Raw genomic sequence first — 13684 nt, forward strand, 5'->3', positions numbered from 1 at the left:
AGCTTCTGTTCATCTTGCCGACAGGCTGAGCGCGGAGCATGGCGCGAGCTTCAGGTCAGGCCGAGCCGAGAATGGCGGCTCCCGAGAACCGGCCTACGCCGGCCGTAGCCTTCATAGAGCGGAGGCATTTATGACGGCTTCGGCCGGCGAAGGCCGGAGCGGAGCGTACTTCAGTTCGAAGCACCGGCCTACGCCGGACGTAGCCTTAGCTGCCGCAACCCCTCATGAGGGCTTCGGCCGGCGGAAGGCCGGAAGCGCAGGGAGCCGCCATTCGCAGGCCGGCCTCACCTGAATCTCGCCCCATCTAGCCGACGTCGAGAACGATCTTGCCTATATGCTCGCCCTCTTCCATGCGCTCATGCGCCCGCCAGGCGTCGGTCAGCGGGAAGATCATGTCCATCACCGGCGCTACCTTCCGGGTGCCGAGCAGCGGCCACACCTGTGCTTCCAGTGCGGCGGCGAGCGCCGCCTTGAACTCGACCGTGCGAGGCCGCAGCGTCGAGCCGGTGTGGGTCAGCCGCTTGACCATGATTTTCGAGAAATCGGCGCTCGCCACCGCGCCGGCCTGGACGGCGATCTGGACGATCCTGCCCTCGACCGCGGCGGCCTCGTAGTTGCGCGCGATATAGTCGCCGCCGACCATGTCGAGAATGACGTCGGCCCCCTTGCCGCCAGTCGCATCCTTGACCGCCGCGACGAAATCCTCCTCGCGGTAGTTGATCGCCCGGTCGGCGCCGAGCTTCAGGCAGGCGTCGCATTTTTCCTTGCTGCCGGCGGTGGTGACGACATACGCGCCGAAGGCCGACGCCAGCTGGATCGCCGTGGTGCCGATGCCCGATGAGCCGCCATGGACCAGCAGCGTCTCACCCTTTTTCAAGCCGCCGCGCTCGAACACATTGTGCCAGACGGTGAAATAGTTTTCCGGAACCGCGGCCGCCTCCGTGTGGGTGAAGCCGGCGGGCAGCGGCAGCACGCTGCCGGCATGAACCTTGACATATTCGGCATAACCGCCCCCCGGCGTCAGCGCGCAGACCCGGTCGCCGATGCGCCAGCGCGATATCTCGTCGCCAAGGGCGGCCACTTCGCCCGATGCCTCGAGACCGGGCAGGTCGGAGGCGCCGGGCGGCGCCGGATAGGCGCCCTTGCGCTGCTGCACGTCGGGGCGGTTGACGCCGGCCGCACGCACCCGGATCAGGATTTCGCCGGGACCAGGCACCGGCACGTCGCGCGTTTCCGGTTTCAGCACCCGCGGCCCGCCCGGTTGCGAGATTGCGATGGCCGTCATCGTGGCTGGAATTTTATGTCCGCTCGCCATGAAATTTCCCGTCTCGGTCCGCCGGTCTGTCGCCGGCTGCCAGCTTCTTGCCGGCTGTTTGCATCTGCGCCCCTGCCCTATGTATGCTGATTGCCGGATCAGGCAAATGGCCAAATCAGCCCAATACTGAATAGGGAGGAGCGACGATGGCGATCTTCGACGACGAACCCAAAAAGAAAGCCCGCCCGCATGAGATCGGACAGGATCTGTCGCTGCTTTCGGTCGGTGACCTTACCGAACGGATCAGCATCCTGCGCGAGGAGATTGCCCGGCTCGAAGCCGAGCTCCAGACCAAGGGCAGCACCAAATCGGCGGCCGAAGCCCTGTTTCGCCGCGGCTAGTTTTCGCGTTAGTTTCGGCGTTGAGCATCCGCCGCCGAAAAGCCCGAATGCGCCTGTCTTCAGACCCCGCCACCGAATCTCCAGACGGATCAAACAATGTTTGCAAGCTACAGGCCGATCCTCTCGCTGCTTCGCGGCACCGCTTTCCTGCTTGCAGCTTCGGGATTGCACGGCCTGTTGTTGCCGTTGCGCGGCCAGATCGAAGGGTTTTCGACCGCATCGCTCGGTCTGATGGGCACGGCCTGGGCCGGTGGCTTCGTCACCGGCTGCTTCTTCGCACCGCGCCTGGTGCGCCGCGCCGGCCACGTCCGGGCGTTCGGCGCCTTTGCCGCTTCGGGCGCCATCGTGGCGCTGCTTACCGGCCTGATCATCGACGAATATGTCTGGATCCTGCTGCGCGCCTTCACCGGCTTCACCATGGCCGGAGCCTTCATGGTCATCGAAAGCTGGCTGAACGAGAAGGCCACCAACGAGAACCGCGGCACCGTCTTCGGCCTCTACATGATGGTCACCTATGCCTCGATCATGGGCGGCCAGATGATCGTTGCGGGCGGCGACGTCAGATCGGCGTCGCTGTTCATGATCACCGGCATATTGTTCTGCTTGTCGCTGATCCCGACCGCGGTGTCGTCGGCTTCGTCTCCCAAGCCTTTGCAGGACGTCAAGCTCGACGTCAAAGGTCTCTACGCCAACTCGCCGGTGTCGGCGATCGCCTGCCTGTTGGTCGGCATCGCCAATGGCGCCTGGGGCACGCTTGGCGCCGTCTACGGCGCCCGTATCGGCATCTCCACCGCCCAGATCGCACTGATGATGAGCCTTGTCGTTATTGCCGGCGCGGCCATGCAGCTTCCGGCCGGACGCCTCTCCGACAAGACCGACCGCCGTTTCGTGCTGGCGGGCGCGGCTTTCGGCGCCGCACTGTTCGCCATCCTGATCTTCCTGTTCGAACCGCGTTCCGCCGTCCTCGTCATTGTCTTCGCCGCCGCCTACGGCGCCTTTGCCTACACGCTCTATTCGATCGCCGTGGCGCATGCCAACGACCACGCCCGATCGGAGGATTTCGTCAAGGTCTCGGGCGGCCTGCTGCTTCTGTATGGCTTCGGAACCATGATCGGGCCCCTGCTGGCTGCCGCCCTGATGGGTTGGCTCCGCCCCGAAGGCCTGTTCCTGGCCACCGCGCTGGCGCATCTCAGCCTCGCCGCCTACACGTTGCTGCGCATCAGCCGCCGCGCGCCGGTGCCGATCGAAGACCGCGACGCCTTCAAGACCCAGCCGGCCGATCGCTCGGTCACCCCTGAAGCACTGCGGCTCAGAAAAGCGGAAGCCGACGGTTGAGATTTGAAAAGCTTTGCCCCACAAGTATAGGCATGATCTTTTCTGACGCCTTCATGGCGATTGCGGACCCCAACCGGCGCTATCTTCTGGAAGAGCTCCGGCGTGGCCCGAAAACCGTCAACGAACTGGCTTCGGGCCTGCCAGTCTCCCGCCCGGCCGTGTCCCAGCATTTGAAAGTGTTGCTGGACGCCGGTCTGGTTCAGGCCAAGGCCGAGGGCACGAGGCGGGTCTATACAGTCAGCAGTGGCGGCTTCCTCAAGCTCAATATTTGGCTTGATCAGTTCTGGGAAGCATAGGCCGCGATTCCAGCTCGCCTCCCTGGCTTTCAAGTGTCCGTTGCCAGCGCCTTGCCCAGCGCATCGAGCAGGAATCCGGTACCATGCTCGCGCGATGACGGTGTGTCGTGCCCATCGAGAAACGCGCCCTGCTCGGTGAGCACCAGACGCGTGCCCGTGCCTTCCGGGCGAAGCTCAATTGTCGCCAGCGAAACCGAGATTCTGACATCACCGAACAGCATGTCGTAGCTGTAGACGATGCGCTGGTTGGGCACGATGTCCTGATAGGTGGCGGTATAGGTGTGGATCGGCCCGTCCTTCGGCCCGCCGGCATTGACCTCCTGGCCGCCGACGCAAAAATCCATTTCGTGCCTGTGGGTCATCGGGTTGTCGGGGTCGGCGAACCAGCGCCGCTTGGCGGCCGGATCGCTGAGCGCGAAATAGACTTTCGCCGGCGCAACTGGATAGAGGCGCTCGAGGACGAAGGTGGAGTGGACGACGGATCGTTCGGCCATGGTCGGGTCCTCTTGGTCAGCTTGATGGTTTCTGCGCGACGAAGACGCCGTCGCGATAGGACGCGCCGAAATAGACTTCGACGGCGCGCAACCTGTCGCCATGGAACAGATGCAGTTCGGTGTTGCGGAAGGTCTTTCCGTCCGCCGTCTCGCAGCGATAGAGGACAAAGGCGGCGTCCTCGTCCTCGCATATCCGCTCGATGACGATCGAGCTGAAGGCCGGGCTGTCCGGCCAGCAGCGCTCGAAATAGGTCGCACGGTCGATGGCGTCGTCATAGGGGCTGGTGAAGGTGAAATCGTCGGCGAGCACCGCCGCGACGGCAGCCTTGTTATTCGCCTGGTAGGCGGAAAAATAGCCGCGGATCAACTCCGCTCTGCTTTTGCCGGGCATGGTCATTTCTCCTCTGCTTCAGGTCATTCGGTCCCGGCGAGAAAATCGCCGAGCCGGTCGAGCCGACGCTCCCATGTCAGCCGCCGTTCGTTGATCCAGTGTTCTGCGCTGCGCAGCGCCTGCGGCGCGATCTGGCAGGTGCGCACGCGGCCGAGCTTTTCCGAGCGCACCAGCCCGCTTGCTTCGAGCACGTTGAGATGCTGGACGACGGCCGACAGCGACATCGCCAGCGGTTCGGCCAACTGGCTGACCGAGGCCGGCCCACGCGACAGCCGTTCGACCATGCTGCGCCTGGCCGGGTCTGCGAGCGCCTGGAACATCAGGTCGAGCTGGGCGGGATCGTGCAGCATCGCGATCAGCCGTTATTGTAGGGAAAGAACTTGAAGTAGGGCTGCGCCTCCTCGACCACCCGGGCGAAGGACGGCCGCTTGAGCAGGCGGTCGTGGTAGTGTTTCACGGCCGGATAGCTGTCGCCGAACGGCTCGACCTTGTTGGCGTAGAACAGCGCCGGCGAGGCCGCGCAGTCGGCCATGGTGAAGGTGGGGCCGGCCGCCCAGATTTTCGAACGCATCTCCTCCTCGATGATCGCATAGGCGTTGCGCAGTTGCGCGCGCGCTTCCTCGACCCCGAACGGATCGGTCTTGTCCTGCGGGCGCAACCTGTCGCCGACGATCTTCTGCATCGGAGCCTGCACGTAGAAATCGTAGAAACGGTCGGCCTGGCGGACCTGGAGAGCAAGGTCGGCCTCGGCCGGGATGAGCTCGACCGGCCCGGGATAATGCGCGGCCAGATATTCGATGACGATGGTCGATTCCAGCACCGTGCGATTGCGTGCATCGTCACGCAGCGCCGGCATCTTGCCGGTCGGCGACACCTTCAGGAATGCTGCCCGCGACTGCTCGTCGCCGAGGTCGACGATAACCGGCGTGAAGGGCGTGTCGTTCTCGTAGAACGCAATCAGCGGTTTCCAGCAGAACGATGCCAGCGGATGGAAATGGAAGGTCAGGGACATTTTTTGCTCGTCTGTTTGTGGTTCGCCGATGCTGGAGCGGTGCCAGCCTGCGCCGACACTGAAGCAATTACTTAACTATTTCCGTGAGGCGAATGTGTCAAGGTTCCAGACTGCCTTCAGGGTTTGGTATGCGTGACGATGGCGGCAACGATCGTGCCCCAGTCGTCGGGATGCAGTTCGTGGCCACCGCCTTCGACGCGGACAAGCCGCCCGCCGGCAACAGCGTCGGCAAGGGCTGCGCCATGCTCGACCGGAAAGATCGGATCCGATGTCCCGTGAATGACGAGCAGCGGAACCTTGATCTCGCGCAGGCGTCCTTTCAGATCCTCGCAGCTCTTCAGCATGAAATGGTTAGTCGCGCTCAGGAAGCCGCCGGATCGGTCGTAGTCCCGTTCGACGAACGCCCGCATCGCCTTCTCGTCGAAGGGATGCGCGGTGCTGGCGATCGCACGCGCATCCTTGACGACGAAGCCGACCACCTGGTCGCGGTTCGACCAGTCGACTCTGGCGCCATCGGCCGAGTGCTCCATATAGGCTTCGGTCGTTCCCGGCAGCTGCGATGTGTCGATCCCCACCGGCGAACTGCTGATTACGGTCAGCGAGATGACACGCAAGGGATGTTTCAACACCAGTCGTTGCGCGATCATGCCGCCCATCGACATCCCGATCACATGCGCCTTGCCGATGCCGCAACTGTCGAGGACGCGCACCGCATCGTCCGCCATGTCGTCGAACGTATACGGCGGCTCGCCCGGCGTATATTTGGTCGACAGGCCGGTGTCACGATTGTCGTAGCGGATCACGAAGTGGCCTTCGCCGGCGAGTTTTTTGCAGAGCGCCTCCGGCCACCACAGCATCGAGGCCATGGCGCCCATGATCAGCAGAACGGCTGGATCGCCGGGATCGCCGAACGTCTGGGAGGCTATTTCGGGTGCCTCGGCGTTTGTCATGGAACTCTCCTCCTATCGGCCAATCAAAGGCCAATCAAACTGGTTGCATTTTGCAATCGGTTGCACGATAATAAAACTGATACGATAATGCAACTGGTTTTTTGAGGAGAGTCGGATGAAAACCGAACACCGCTCGGGATGCCCGATCAATCTGTCGCTGGAAGTGTTCGGCGATCGCTGGAGCCTGATCATCCTGCGCGACATGATTTTTGGCGGCAAACGCCACTTTCGCGAACTGCTCAACGGCTCGATCGAGGGCATCGCTTCCAACATCCTGGCCGACCGGCTGAAGCGGCTGATGGAACTCGGCATGCTGACCAAGGCCGACGACCCCTCGCACAAGCAGAAGGCGATCTACAGCCTGACCGAGATGGCCATCACGCTGGTGCCGATCATGGCGCATCTCGGCGCTTGGGGCCGCGTCTGGCTGCCGGTGAGCGAGGAGCTTTCGATCCGGGCCGAGCTGCTGGAGAAAGGCGGACCGCCAATGTGGGAGCAGTTCATGGACGAGTTGCGCCACGACCATCTGGGCACGCCTGTCGCCACACCCGCGCGGCCTTCCGTCCGCGCTACATTGCAGGCCGGATATGAGGCGGTGGTCGCCCGCAAGGCGTCGAGCGGCATCGAGGCCCCCGCCGCTTGACCAACTTATTTCCCCATTATCAGGCCGGCTCTGCTATCAAGGGGCTGAAAAACATAATTTACGGGATTGGATAACGCTCTTGGTCGAGAACTCTAAGGATACTGCCCGCGCCCGGGCGGATATGCGTTTCAAGAAGCAGGAAGAGGCCGCCACGGTGCGGCAAAAGGCGATGGCGGAGTATGTCGCCGAGGCCGACGCCCGCCAGGCCAAGACCAACAAGCTCCGGGCATTGCGCCTTGCCAAGGAAGCGGAAGACCTCGCCAACGCCCCTGCCGTTCCGGTCAAGAAAGCGCCCCGAGCCAAGAAAAAATAGCGCGGCCTTCTTCATCGACGCCCGATCTGGATGCCGGCGGATCGTATCCGCCATGTGCCACGATCAGCAATGCCCGCCATTTCCGCTTTCCCACGCGAAGCAATTTCAACCGCAACCGGGATTTCGCATCCCGCATGTCAGGTCGATGATTGACGCGTTTTGATCAGGAGACAGCCATGACCGCACTGACCCTCGAAAAAGCCAAGCACATCATCGACGCCGCCTTCGCCAAGGGCGCCGAGATGAAGCTCAAACCGCTCGGCGTTTCCGTGCTGGATGCCGGCGCGCATCTCGTCGCCTTCCAGCGTCAGGACGGCGCCTCGTTCCTGCGCCCGCAAATGTCGGCCGGCAAGGCCTATGGGGCGCTGGCCATCGGCATGGGCTCGCGCCGTGTCGAGGCTTTCGCCAAGGAGCGGCCGCATCTCGTCGCCGGCATTTCCGACGTCTCGGGTGGACGCGTGTTGCCGGTCGTCGGCGGCGTGCTGATCCGCGACAAGGCAGGCGCCGTCATCGGCGCCGTCGGAGTTTCGGGAGATACGTCGGACAATGACGAAGCCGCCGCCATCGCCGGCATCGAAGCGGCGGGCTTCACCGCCGATCCGGGCTGAGGGGGAGCTTCGTCATCCCAGGGCGAAGCAGGAGCGAAACTCCGTCGCGAAGACCCTGGGATGACGACCAGAAAGAGCAGCCACGCCAATCGCGAACGGATGCGACCATCCAACGAAGGCGGCTAGTTCAAATTTATGTCTCTACTCGCCGACCGCATCGACACCGAAAACCCGGCCAGCACATCGAACAGGGCGATCACCATCAGCGTGAAGAAGACGGAGTGCGCCGCGCCCTTCACCAGCAGGAACTCGACCAGGAACGCCACGAAGACCAGCGTCGACAACAGATGGTCCATGATCGAAGCGTTCGTGGTGCGCACCGACTTCACCATTTCGAGGAACAGGAAGATCAGCCCGATCACGACCATCAAGTCGCCGAGCGTCATCGAAAACACTCCGCCCGACATCATGCTGAACGAGAAGATCTCGGTCGCCCACGGATCGTCGCCGCTGCCGAATATTCCGAGGAGTCCGAGATTGTAGGCCACGAAGGGCACGATCAGCAGCGGGATGGCACCGAACATCAGGCGTCTCCTCTAGCAATTCCAGGAAAGCGGTTTCCCAAGGAATTGCCTAAACAATGGGGGCACCTTCTGTAGAATGCCCCGCAGGCACGCCGTCAAGATTTTTCGCTAGCGCCCGCAAACACGGAAAAAGACCGCGCGAAACAACCCTGTCAGCCACAGTTGCCCCGGCTGACCACCGACACGCCGGGATTCAGCGCTTGAACTGGCCTGTCCGCACGGCGGCGCCGATAGCGTTGAGGATGAAAAGGCCGGCGGTCATCGAGGTGATCTCGTTGACGTCGCGCGCCGGCGCGATCTCGACGATGTCGATGCCGACGACACGTCCCTTGGCGAACAGCCCCTTGATCAGTTCGATCGTCTGCCGGTAGCTGATGCCGCCAGGCGCCGGGCCTTCGACCGCCGGCATGACAGCGGGATCGAGACCGTCGGCATCGATGGTCAGGTAATAGCGGCCACGGTCCGGGATGCGCTTGAGCAGCGCCGCCGTACCGATATCCTGCCATTCATTGGCGGTGACGATGTTGGAGCCGTAGGCGCGGGCCGCCTCGACCTCCTCGAGCCGGGCGCTGCCCTGGCCGCGGATGCCGAGTTGGAAAATCCCGGCTATATGCGCCATCTCCGAAGCGCGGCGGATGGGGCTGGAATAGCCTTCCCTGACCCCGTTGACATTGTCGCGCCAGTCGAGATGGGCATCGATCTGAACCAGGGTGATCGGCCCTTCGCCGTCCAGCGCCCGCAGGATCGGGATTGGAATGCCGTGATCGCCGCCAATGGTGATCGGCAAGGCGCCGGCGACGCGGATCTTGCGGATCGCCGTTTCGGCCAACCTGTAGTGGCTGCCGGCGGTATCGCCGGGGACATCGCCGACATCGACCACCTTGACGTCCTGCCCGTCAAACAGGGTTCCGCCAATGTCGAAATCATAGCGGTCGAGCCCGAGGCTGATGCGCTGCGAGGCGCGCCGCACCGCCGTCGGCGCGTTGGTCTGGTCGTTGACCAACTCGTCGATCGTGTAGGGACTGCCGTAAGGCATGCCGATGATGGCGACATCCGCCTTCAGCGCATCGAGGTCCTCGACCAGCGGGAAGTTCATGAAGGTCTGGAAGATATCGCGCGGTGCTGTGGTGAGCTTGGTCATGCGGTCCCTCTGAAGCCGGCCGATCATCGCGCGGAAGCGCCGCGACAAGGCATCACTCAATACAGCACCGCCGCCGCAGCTTGTATCGCCACGGACGCCCGGTCTTTGGCATAGTTGGCGGCGCGACGCGCACCAAACGCAAAAAAACCGGCCAATGGCCGGTTCTTTTGGCATTCAAACCCTTCGAAAGCTGGTCTCAGCTTTCCTTGGGCGTCAGCACCTGGCGACCGCGATACATGCCGGTCTTCAGGTCGATATGGTGCGGGCGGCGCATTTCGCCGGAATTCTTGTCCTCGACATAGGTCGGGGCCTTGAGAGCGTCGGCCGAGCGGCGCATGCCGCGCTTGGACGGAGAGGTTTTTCGTTTCGGAACGGCCATGGATATGCTCCACTACATGGTCAAAATGCCCCGATAGCCCTCGTGAAAGGGCCGCGTCAGGGCCATAATCTGAGAAAGTCGGGTGCCTATACACGCCCTGCGCCGTTTTGGCCAGCACCGTGGCGATTTTTTTTGAGCCGGCAGCGGTTCTACCTAATCAAGACAACCGACATACGCGCCCGAACGGCCGGCGCGGCGTTCGATCAGCGACGCCAGGCGCCGCAGACCCGGACCGGGCTTGGCCGGATTGCGGGCGATCGGATTGGGCAACGAGACGGCCAGCAATGCCGCCTGCCGCCGCGACAGCTGTTTGGCCGAAACGCCGAAATGATGCTGCGCCGCCGCCTCGATGCCGTAAATGCCCGGCCCCCATTCGGCGATGTTGAGATAGATTTCCATGATCCGCCGTTTCGACATCACCGCATCGAAATAGACGGCCAGCGGCAGTTCGACCACCTTGCGCACCGAGCCCAGCGGCCGCGACCACAGGAAAAGGTTCTTCACCGTCTGCATGGTGATGGTCGAGGCGCCGCGCGTCGCCTCGCCGGCCAGCGCATCGTCGACGACGCCGCGCAATTCGCCGAGATCGATGCCGCGATGGAAGCAGAATTGCCCGTCCTCCGACATGATCACCGAATTGGCCAGCACCGGGGACACATCGTCGATCGACACCCAGCGCCGGTCGTAACCGGAGAAGGTCGCGAGGTCTTTGACCATCAAGGTCGATATCGGATGCACGAAGGACGGCAGATAGAGGAAGGTCAGCACAATGGGTATCGCCGCCAGCACGACGGCGACGACCAGGCCGCGCCGTGCCAGGCGCTTCAGACCGGCGCGGTTCACGCGCCTTGGTCGCGCCATCTCAAACCCTTCGGTTTCATGATCGACGATCGGTTCCGTCAAGCCGCCCCCACCCGCGCCACTCTCCCGCCTCCGGCATAATGGCGCGAGGCTTCTTGCGCAACGTCTGAGTGTCGGCTACCGCTCCCGGCCATGACGAAAGACGAGCAATTGGCCTTTGAGGCCGCACTTCTGGGGCGGGCGGCGGCGATCGAGGCCGGGCTCAGGCTGCTGCTCGACGGCCGCACGCTTGCCGGCGAGATCGCCCGACCGGAGCGTCTGATGGCGGCCATGCGCCATGGCGTGCTGAACGGCGGCAAGCGGCTGCGCCCCTTCCTGGTCATGGAAAGTGCCGCCCTTTTTGGCGCGGATGGCGAGGCGGCGATGCGCGTGGCGGCGGCGCTCGAATGCGTGCATTGCTATTCGCTGATCCATGACGATCTGCCTGCCATGGACGACGACGATCTGCGCCGCGGCCAGCCGACCGTGCACAAGGCCTTCGATGAAGCTACCGCCATACTTGCCGGCGATGCGCTTCTGACGCTTGCCTTCGATGTCCTCGCCGATGAGGCGACGGCGCTGCCGGCGGAGCGCAGGGCGGCGCTGGTGCTGGCGCTGGCGCGCGCGGCTGGCACCGGGGGCATGGTTGGCGGGCAGACGCTCGACCTCGAAGCCGAGCGCAACAGGCCGGACGAAGCCGGCATTATCCGGCTGCAGGCGATGAAAACCGGCGCGCTGATCCGCTTCGCCTGCGAAGCCGGCGCGATCATTGCCGGCGCCGCACCGCAGAACCGCGACCGGCTGGCCGAATTCGGCTCGGCGGTCGGGCTTGCCTTCCAGCTCGCCGACGACCTGCTCGACCTGACCGCCGATGCCAGCCAGATGGGCAAGGCGACCGGCAAGGACGCAGCCGCCGGCAAGGCGACGCTGGTGGCGCTGCATGGCGCGAACTGGGCGCGCAGCCAGCTCCATGGGCTGGTCAAGCAGGCCCATGAATTGCTTGAGCCATACGGTGAACAGGCATCCTTGCTGAAGGCAGCGGCAAGCTTCGTGGCAATCCGCAACAACTGAGGTTTGGGCAATCGGATGCCGAACCGTTTTCGGAATTTGTCGGCCTTGCGCTGCCTTGCTTGGTGTCTCTCAAATGCCCCAAAGCAACTGGGCGCGCTATCTGACCTTGACGACGACCTTGCCCTTGGCGCGTCCTGTTTCGACGTAAGCCAGCGCCTCATTGGTCGCTTCAAAAGGAAAGACCCTGTCGACGACCGGGCGAATCGCCCCATCTTCGATGAGGGACGTGATTTTGCTCAGCTGCTCACCTTGCGCCGACATGAACAGGAACGAAAATCCCACGCCCCGGCGCTTGGCTTTGGTCCTGATACCACGGCTCAGCAGCCGCAGCAGCAGCCTTAGCACCACGTTCAGTCTCTGTTTCCTGGCAAATTCGGGATCCGGAGGACCGGAAATCGAGATGAGCTTCCCACCCGGTTTCAGCACAGTCAGGGATTTCTCAAGCGTCTTGGCGTCCTGGCTGTTCAGGACGACGTCGTAGCCCGACAGGATTTTCTCGAAGTCGTCCTTCCTGTAGTCGACGACGACATCGGCGCCGAGATCCCTGACCAGATCGTTGCTTGCCGCGCCCGCTGTTGTCGCAACGATCGCGCCGAGGTGCTTTGCCAACTGGATGGCGAATGTCCCCACGCCGCCGGAGCCAGCCTGGATGAAGATCTTCTGGCCTGTCTTCAGACCCGCCCTCTCGATGAGAGCCTGCCAGGCGGTCAGACCGACCAGCGGGATCGAGGCCGCCTCTTCCATGCTGAGGTTCGCCGGCTTCAGCGCCACGTCGGCTTCATCGATTGCGATGAATTCGGCGAATGTCCCGATCCGGCCGTCGCGCGGCCGCGCATAGACGGCGTCGCCGGGTTTGAATTTGCGGACTTTCGAGCCCACCCTGACAACCCTCCCGGCAACGTCGTGACCGAGGATGAAGGGCCGGCGATAGGGAAGGACGAGTTTGAATTCGCCGGTCCTGATTTTGGAATCCAGCAGGTTCACCCCGGCGGCATGGACCTCGACCAGGACGTCATTGTCCAGCAGCTCCGGCTCCGGCATCTCGGCCAGCCGCAAAATGCCTTTCTTGCTATATTTGTCGACAACGAATGCCTTCATGGCAGTGACTTTCTGAGAGTGTCTGTTGGCCTGCTGTCTGTGCGTGAAATTCTCCGTCCCACCGTTGTTCAGACCGGCAGGCGGAACTGCTTGCGCAAGGTCTTGTCGAACATCCCCGCGGGGGCGAAGCGGCGCAGCAGGCTGACCTGGCGCGCTGCCTTCCCTGCGGTATAGCGCCGTCGCGGACGGGCGTCGGTCGCTGCCTTGACGACCACATCCGCCACCACTTCCGGCCGATCGGCTTTGGGCATCACATCGGCAAGCAGCGCCTTGAGCCCGGCGCGCGCTTGATCGTACTCCTTCAACAGGGAATCCGGCTCGATGCCGTTCTGGTCGAAGACGGTGCGCACGAATGCCGGCTCGATGACCGAGACGCGAATGTTGAAGGCGCGAACCTCATGATCGAGCGATTCCGAATAGCCCTCCAGCGCGTGCTTGACCGCCGAGTAGTGCGCTGAGTATGGCGCGGGCACCAATCCCAGAATCGAGCCGATGTTGACGATGCGCCCTTGGCCGCGGCGCCGCATCGACGGCAACACCGCATTGGTCATGCGCATGACGCCGAACAGATTGACGTCGAACAGAGCCTGCACCTGTGCGACCGAAGATTCCTCGGCGCCGCCAAGCAGGCCGACACCGGCATTGTTGACCAAGAGGTCGATGCGGCCGGTCTGGGCCAGCACGGCTGAAACCAGCGCGCTGACCGACTCCCCGTCGGTCACGTCGCAGGTTAGCATGGACACCTGCGCCGGGCCGTTGCCGGCCTTGCTGCGGCTTGTCCCAAAGACGGTATACCCCGCCCCCGCCAAGGCCTCGGCACTTGCGCGGCCGATGCCCGAAGAGGCTCCGGTCACGACTGCGGTTCTTCCCGAAAGGGTATTCATTTGATACTCCAGAGACATGAGGGCTAGCTTTTTGCCGTTGATTGAATTA

At 63.3% G+C, this 13684-nt stretch carries 19 protein-coding genes; 7 read left to right on the top strand and 12 right to left on the bottom strand.

The genetic code is table 11. The features are described from left to right. Positions 1 to 304: 304 nt before the first annotated feature. The gene (locus NKJ18_RS20635; RefSeq protein WP_032887144.1) at positions 305 to 1315 is read right to left on the bottom strand and encodes an NAD(P)H-quinone oxidoreductase; all 1011 of its coding nucleotides are present in this window, start codon (positions 1313 to 1315) and stop codon (positions 305 to 307) included. Between the two features lie 146 nt (positions 1316 to 1461). Here NKJ18_RS20635 and NKJ18_RS20640 point away from each other — a divergent pair, with 146 nt between their 5' ends. The 3 genes from NKJ18_RS20640 to NKJ18_RS20650 all read left to right on the top strand — a co-directional run bounded on the left by NKJ18_RS20640 (position 1462) and on the right by NKJ18_RS20650 (position 3287). After that, positions 1462 to 1656: a DUF1192 domain-containing protein gene (locus NKJ18_RS20640; RefSeq protein WP_023670145.1), complete on the top strand. Its 195-nt coding sequence runs from the start codon at positions 1462 to 1464 to the stop codon at positions 1654 to 1656. Positions 1657 to 1752: 96 nt separating this feature from the next. Then, positions 1753 to 2991, top strand: a complete 1239-nt coding sequence (locus NKJ18_RS20645) for an MFS transporter (RefSeq protein WP_023670146.1) — start codon at positions 1753 to 1755, stop codon at positions 2989 to 2991. 32 nt (positions 2992 to 3023) lie between these two features. Next, on the top strand, positions 3024 to 3287 hold the full coding sequence (locus NKJ18_RS20650) for an ArsR/SmtB family transcription factor (RefSeq protein ID WP_023670147.1): 264 nt from the start codon (positions 3024 to 3026) through the stop codon (positions 3285 to 3287). A 29-nt stretch (positions 3288 to 3316) separates the two neighbouring features. Here the strand turns inward: NKJ18_RS20650 and NKJ18_RS20655 are convergent, their stop codons facing one another. From NKJ18_RS20655 to NKJ18_RS20675, 5 genes are all read right to left on the bottom strand, one after another. After that, a complete protein-coding gene (locus NKJ18_RS20655) occupies positions 3317 to 3781 on the bottom strand; it encodes an SRPBCC family protein (RefSeq protein ID WP_023670148.1) in 465 nt (154 codons plus the stop codon). A gap of 16 nt (positions 3782 to 3797) precedes the next feature. Then, on the bottom strand, positions 3798 to 4172 hold the full coding sequence (locus tag NKJ18_RS20660; protein ID WP_032893136.1) for a nuclear transport factor 2 family protein: 375 nt from the start codon (positions 4170 to 4172) through the stop codon (positions 3798 to 3800). A 23-nt stretch (positions 4173 to 4195) separates the two neighbouring features. Beyond that, positions 4196 to 4522 carry an ArsR/SmtB family transcription factor gene (locus NKJ18_RS20665; protein WP_023699361.1) on the bottom strand — a complete coding sequence of 109 codons (327 nt, stop codon included), beginning with the start codon at positions 4520 to 4522 and terminating at the stop codon, positions 4196 to 4198. A gap of 5 nt (positions 4523 to 4527) precedes the next feature. After that, on the bottom strand, positions 4528 to 5184 hold the full coding sequence (locus tag NKJ18_RS20670; protein WP_023683999.1) for a glutathione S-transferase family protein: 657 nt from the start codon (positions 5182 to 5184) through the stop codon (positions 4528 to 4530). 116 nt (positions 5185 to 5300) lie between these two features. Then, complete coding sequence (locus tag NKJ18_RS20675; protein ID WP_352759443.1) at positions 5301 to 6134, bottom strand: alpha/beta fold hydrolase; 834 nt, start codon at positions 6132 to 6134, stop codon at positions 5301 to 5303. A gap of 115 nt (positions 6135 to 6249) precedes the next feature. On the opposite strand from NKJ18_RS20675, the gene NKJ18_RS20680 reads away from it, so the two are divergent. The 3 genes from NKJ18_RS20680 to NKJ18_RS20690 all read left to right on the top strand — a co-directional run bounded on the left by NKJ18_RS20680 (position 6250) and on the right by NKJ18_RS20690 (position 7698). After that, entirely contained in the window at positions 6250 to 6777 is a 528-nt protein-coding gene (locus tag NKJ18_RS20680) for a winged helix-turn-helix transcriptional regulator (RefSeq protein WP_023754138.1), read from the top strand. Positions 6778 to 6856: 79 nt separating this feature from the next. Then, entirely contained in the window at positions 6857 to 7090 is a 234-nt protein-coding gene (locus tag NKJ18_RS20685; RefSeq protein WP_023684002.1) for a hypothetical protein, read from the top strand. Positions 7091 to 7266: 176 nt separating this feature from the next. Then, on the top strand, positions 7267 to 7698 hold the full coding sequence (locus NKJ18_RS20690) for a GlcG/HbpS family heme-binding protein (RefSeq protein WP_352759445.1): 432 nt from the start codon (positions 7267 to 7269) through the stop codon (positions 7696 to 7698). A gap of 122 nt (positions 7699 to 7820) precedes the next feature. On the opposite strand, the gene NKJ18_RS20695 is transcribed toward NKJ18_RS20690, so the two are convergent. The 4 genes from NKJ18_RS20695 to NKJ18_RS20710 all read right to left on the bottom strand — a co-directional run bounded on the left by NKJ18_RS20695 (position 7821) and on the right by NKJ18_RS20710 (position 10603). Next, complete coding sequence (locus tag NKJ18_RS20695; protein ID WP_023670154.1) at positions 7821 to 8222, bottom strand: hypothetical protein; 402 nt, start codon at positions 8220 to 8222, stop codon at positions 7821 to 7823. 193 nt (positions 8223 to 8415) lie between these two features. Beyond that, the gene (locus NKJ18_RS20700; RefSeq protein WP_352519841.1) at positions 8416 to 9363 is read right to left on the bottom strand and encodes an agmatinase; all 948 of its coding nucleotides are present in this window, start codon (positions 9361 to 9363) and stop codon (positions 8416 to 8418) included. A 196-nt stretch (positions 9364 to 9559) separates the two neighbouring features. Next, positions 9560 to 9742 carry a 50S ribosomal protein L32 gene (gene rpmF, locus NKJ18_RS20705; RefSeq protein WP_008834724.1) on the bottom strand — a complete coding sequence of 61 codons (183 nt, stop codon included), beginning with the start codon at positions 9740 to 9742 and terminating at the stop codon, positions 9560 to 9562. A 153-nt stretch (positions 9743 to 9895) separates the two neighbouring features. Further along, positions 9896 to 10603, bottom strand: coding sequence for a biosynthetic peptidoglycan transglycosylase (locus tag NKJ18_RS20710; protein WP_050587122.1), 708 nt, complete (start codon positions 10601 to 10603; stop codon positions 9896 to 9898). Between the two features lie 132 nt (positions 10604 to 10735). Between NKJ18_RS20710 and NKJ18_RS20715 the strand changes: the two genes are divergently transcribed. Next, positions 10736 to 11653, top strand: a complete 918-nt coding sequence (locus tag NKJ18_RS20715) for a polyprenyl synthetase family protein (RefSeq protein ID WP_352445288.1) — start codon at positions 10736 to 10738, stop codon at positions 11651 to 11653. Between the two features lie 96 nt (positions 11654 to 11749). Here NKJ18_RS20715 and NKJ18_RS20720 read toward each other — a convergent pair whose 3' ends face one another. Further along, positions 11750 to 12751, bottom strand: coding sequence for an NADP-dependent oxidoreductase (locus tag NKJ18_RS20720; protein WP_023730811.1), 1002 nt, complete (start codon positions 12749 to 12751; stop codon positions 11750 to 11752). Between the two features lie 68 nt (positions 12752 to 12819). After that, positions 12820 to 13635, bottom strand: coding sequence for an oxidoreductase (locus tag NKJ18_RS20725; RefSeq protein ID WP_023832020.1), 816 nt, complete (start codon positions 13633 to 13635; stop codon positions 12820 to 12822). Positions 13636 to 13684 lie beyond the last annotated feature (49 nt).

Source organism: Mesorhizobium sp. M0217, from assembly GCF_040321955.1.
Lineage (GTDB): Bacteria > Pseudomonadota > Alphaproteobacteria > Rhizobiales > Rhizobiaceae > Mesorhizobium.

What these genes read in the sequence shown, in the direction of transcription:
- NKJ18_RS20635 (WP_032887144.1), bottom strand. Translation starts at nt 1,315, where the DNA reads ATGGCGAGCGGACATAAAATTCCAGCCACGATGACGGCCATCGCAATC.
- NKJ18_RS20640 (WP_023670145.1), top strand. Translation starts at nt 1,462, where the DNA reads ATGGCGATCTTCGACGACGAACCCAAAAAGAAAGCCCGCCCGCATGAG.
- NKJ18_RS20645 (WP_023670146.1), top strand. Translation starts at nt 1,753, where the DNA reads ATGTTTGCAAGCTACAGGCCGATCCTCTCGCTGCTTCGCGGCACCGCT.
- NKJ18_RS20650 (WP_023670147.1), top strand. Translation starts at nt 3,024, where the DNA reads ATGATCTTTTCTGACGCCTTCATGGCGATTGCGGACCCCAACCGGCGC.
- NKJ18_RS20655 (WP_023670148.1), bottom strand. Translation starts at nt 3,781, where the DNA reads ATGGCCGAACGATCCGTCGTCCACTCCACCTTCGTCCTCGAGCGCCTC.
- NKJ18_RS20660 (WP_032893136.1), bottom strand. Translation starts at nt 4,172, where the DNA reads ATGCCCGGCAAAAGCAGAGCGGAGTTGATCCGCGGCTATTTTTCCGCC.
- NKJ18_RS20665 (WP_023699361.1), bottom strand. Translation starts at nt 4,522, where the DNA reads ATGCTGCACGATCCCGCCCAGCTCGACCTGATGTTCCAGGCGCTCGCA.
- NKJ18_RS20670 (WP_023683999.1), bottom strand. Translation starts at nt 5,184, where the DNA reads ATGTCCCTGACCTTCCATTTCCATCCGCTGGCATCGTTCTGCTGGAAA.
- NKJ18_RS20675 (WP_352759443.1), bottom strand. Translation starts at nt 6,134, where the DNA reads ATGACAAACGCCGAGGCACCCGAAATAGCCTCCCAGACGTTCGGCGAT.
- NKJ18_RS20680 (WP_023754138.1), top strand. Translation starts at nt 6,250, where the DNA reads ATGAAAACCGAACACCGCTCGGGATGCCCGATCAATCTGTCGCTGGAA.
- NKJ18_RS20690 (WP_352759445.1), top strand. Translation starts at nt 7,267, where the DNA reads ATGACCGCACTGACCCTCGAAAAAGCCAAGCACATCATCGACGCCGCC.
- NKJ18_RS20695 (WP_023670154.1), bottom strand. Translation starts at nt 8,222, where the DNA reads ATGTTCGGTGCCATCCCGCTGCTGATCGTGCCCTTCGTGGCCTACAAT.
- NKJ18_RS20700 (WP_352519841.1), bottom strand. Translation starts at nt 9,363, where the DNA reads ATGACCAAGCTCACCACAGCACCGCGCGATATCTTCCAGACCTTCATG.
- rpmF (WP_008834724.1), bottom strand. Translation starts at nt 9,742, where the DNA reads ATGGCCGTTCCGAAACGAAAAACCTCTCCGTCCAAGCGCGGCATGCGC.
- NKJ18_RS20710 (WP_050587122.1), bottom strand. Translation starts at nt 10,603, where the DNA reads ATGGCGCGACCAAGGCGCGTGAACCGCGCCGGTCTGAAGCGCCTGGCA.
- NKJ18_RS20715 (WP_352445288.1), top strand. Translation starts at nt 10,736, where the DNA reads ATGACGAAAGACGAGCAATTGGCCTTTGAGGCCGCACTTCTGGGGCGG.
- NKJ18_RS20720 (WP_023730811.1), bottom strand. Translation starts at nt 12,751, where the DNA reads ATGAAGGCATTCGTTGTCGACAAATATAGCAAGAAAGGCATTTTGCGG.
- NKJ18_RS20725 (WP_023832020.1), bottom strand. Translation starts at nt 13,635, where the DNA reads ATGAATACCCTTTCGGGAAGAACCGCAGTCGTGACCGGAGCCTCTTCG.